Genomic DNA, 2,421 nt, shown 5'->3' on the forward strand with positions numbered 1-2,421 from the left:
TTTCATTTTCATCACCAATTATAGGATTTTTCACCATATCATTATTATTATTTAAATCTACCATATTATCAGTGGCATTGATGTCTTGTGCACAAACACCAGAAACACCAACTAATAAAACAGAAAAAATAATTAAAATTGCTATATATTTAAAATTAAAAGTAACAAGTTTACTATTAATCATATTAAAACCTCCTAGATAAAATGTTATGCAATTATTTTCATATCGTAATATATATATATTTATTATTTATATAATTAATTAAAGTATTACTAAAAATATTAAATGAGGAGTTCGTCCAATAATTCAATTTTTGGATTGAATTTTTATTAAAAGGTTTTGCTCTTAGAATGAGATTTGTGGAGTTTCAGGAGTTAGTTTACACTTGAAATTTCACTTTATTACTTTTTATAGAATTTTTAGCTTATTTAATGTTTGATTTTAATTAATTAATGGCTTGTTTATTTTGTGTTTGTTGTTTGGATGTGTGTTTTTATTTATTTGTTTTTTTGTTTAAATGAGTGTTGCGTTTAGTTTTTCGTGTATTTTTTGTATGTTATGTGCTATTGAGTGTATTGTTAATTCTTTTTCTGCATTTTTCATGCAGGTTCTGTTTAATTTTTTGAAATTACGTACGTTTCTGAGTAGTCCGAAGTGTGCTTCGTTTAGATTTGCTCTTTTTTTGTAGTAGATTTTTCCTTCATGAGATTTGATATCTGCTTTCATTTTCCATCTTAAATCATCTACAGGTTCGAAAATTTCTTTTACTCTGCTTTTTGTACATTGATTTTTTTACTGGGCAAGTTTTACATTTGTTTGTTGAGTATACTCGCATCCAGTCTCCGTTTAATTTTCTATTGTTTTTGTAAAGTAATTGTTCGCCTATTGGGCAGATGAATGAGTCTGTTTTCCAATCATATGTGAAATTTGGTTTAGTGAAGGGTTTTTCTTTATTTTTAGGTTTGGATTTACTGCTTTCTGCTCGATCTGGAATTAATAATCTTATATTGTTTTCATAAGCATATTTTATTGCATTATCGTTCATATATCCGTTATCTGCAACTAATACCTGTGGATTGATTCTCATTTGTATTTTTATTTCATGTAACATTTCAAATAATTCGTTAGCGTCAGTAACATTCTGTGTTAGGTATTGACCTACGACCATTCCATTTTTACTGTCAACAGCAACTTGATAATTGTAATTTAAACCTATATTTCCTTTTTTATCCATCATCCATCTTGATTCAGGGTCTGTTAAACTAATTGTATGTTTTCCATCATAATTTGCTTTTAAAACATCTAAAAAATCAAGAATATAATATAAATTATCCATGCTAATCAAAGCAGTTTTAAGAAGAATTAGAGCATTCTTATTCAAATTATCACTTATTTCACTTATTAAACTATTTATTTCATTATGTTTTTTATTTTCATTGAAATATTGGTGTATTTTATGCCAAATACTATTTTTACTCCAGTTTTCACCATAATCTAAAATCAAATTTTGTAAAAATTCGATTTCTTCAATTTTGATCAAACGAAAATTATTAGCATGGGCTTTTACGATACTTCCATCAACAGCAATACACTCACCATCAATTAAACCTAAATTAATCCCAAAAATTACCGTGTAATGGAAAAAAGCGTTAATTAACAATGTATTTTCCTGTAAAAACAAATTAATAATTGACTTTTTAGGCTTCTTATCATTCAAGATAAAATTAACAGATTCATCATTATTATTTATCCAATTAGCCAATTTTCTACAACTAAAACGATTATTATAAACTCCATAAATAACAAAACCCAATAATTCATCTAAATAATATTTTTTTGGTCTTCCCTGAGTCTTAATATCATCTTTAAATAGTAATGGAAAATCACGTTTAAAATTACTTACTAACTTTTTAATTGTAAAAACAATGTTATCATTATTTAAATTCTGTCCAGAAAAGGAATAAGTAAAAATAGCCTGTTCACAAGTAGTATTATCATAAACTAAAGTCATAAATATCAAAACACCTGAATTTTTGACAAAACCAAAACATTTAAGTGTCACAAAATACATAAAAATAAATTGTGGGAAGTGTTTTGGTTTTGTTGCTTTAAATAACTATTTATCTTCCCACATATTTATAATTAACTACTTTTTAGAAATCAATTTTTAAAATAAACAAATTAACAACGAAAAATTAGTAAAAAAAATATAGTATTTTAGAAAATTAAATTTATAATATTATATATTATTTTAATATACTTTTAAGTAACTATTTCTAATTTTACTTCTGAATTGTAACGGGGATGTAATTTTTTGATTGTGGGCACTGTTAAAAATGTCACTGGTTAGACACATTTTATATTAAAAAAAGAGTTTATCTTTTCACTTTTTCTTTCATTAAATGACAGGTTTCTTTTCA

3 protein-coding genes are annotated in these 2,421 nt (G+C 25.0%); all 3 read right to left on the reverse strand.

Annotated features, from left to right (window positions below; all coding sequences use genetic code 11):
- Positions 1 to 184 (reverse strand): hypothetical protein (locus QZU75_RS12615; protein ID WP_296884183.1); only part of this gene is annotated, 184 nt, incomplete at its 3' end.
- Positions 185 to 514: 330 nt separating this feature from the next.
- Complete coding sequence (locus tag QZU75_RS12620; RefSeq protein WP_296884187.1) at positions 515 to 760, reverse strand: transposase; 246 nt, start codon at positions 758 to 760, stop codon at positions 515 to 517.
- Positions 741 to 2,012 carry a transposase gene (locus tag QZU75_RS12625; RefSeq protein WP_296884185.1) on the reverse strand — a complete coding sequence of 424 codons (1,272 nt, stop codon included), beginning with the start codon at positions 2,010 to 2,012 and terminating at the stop codon, positions 741 to 743. Before QZU75_RS12625 ends, QZU75_RS12620 begins: the two co-directional genes overlap by 20 nt.
- Positions 2,013 to 2,421: the final 409 nt, after the last annotated feature.

The organism is uncultured Methanobrevibacter sp. (assembly GCF_902764455.1).
GTDB lineage: Archaea > Methanobacteriota > Methanobacteria > Methanobacteriales > Methanobacteriaceae > Methanocatella.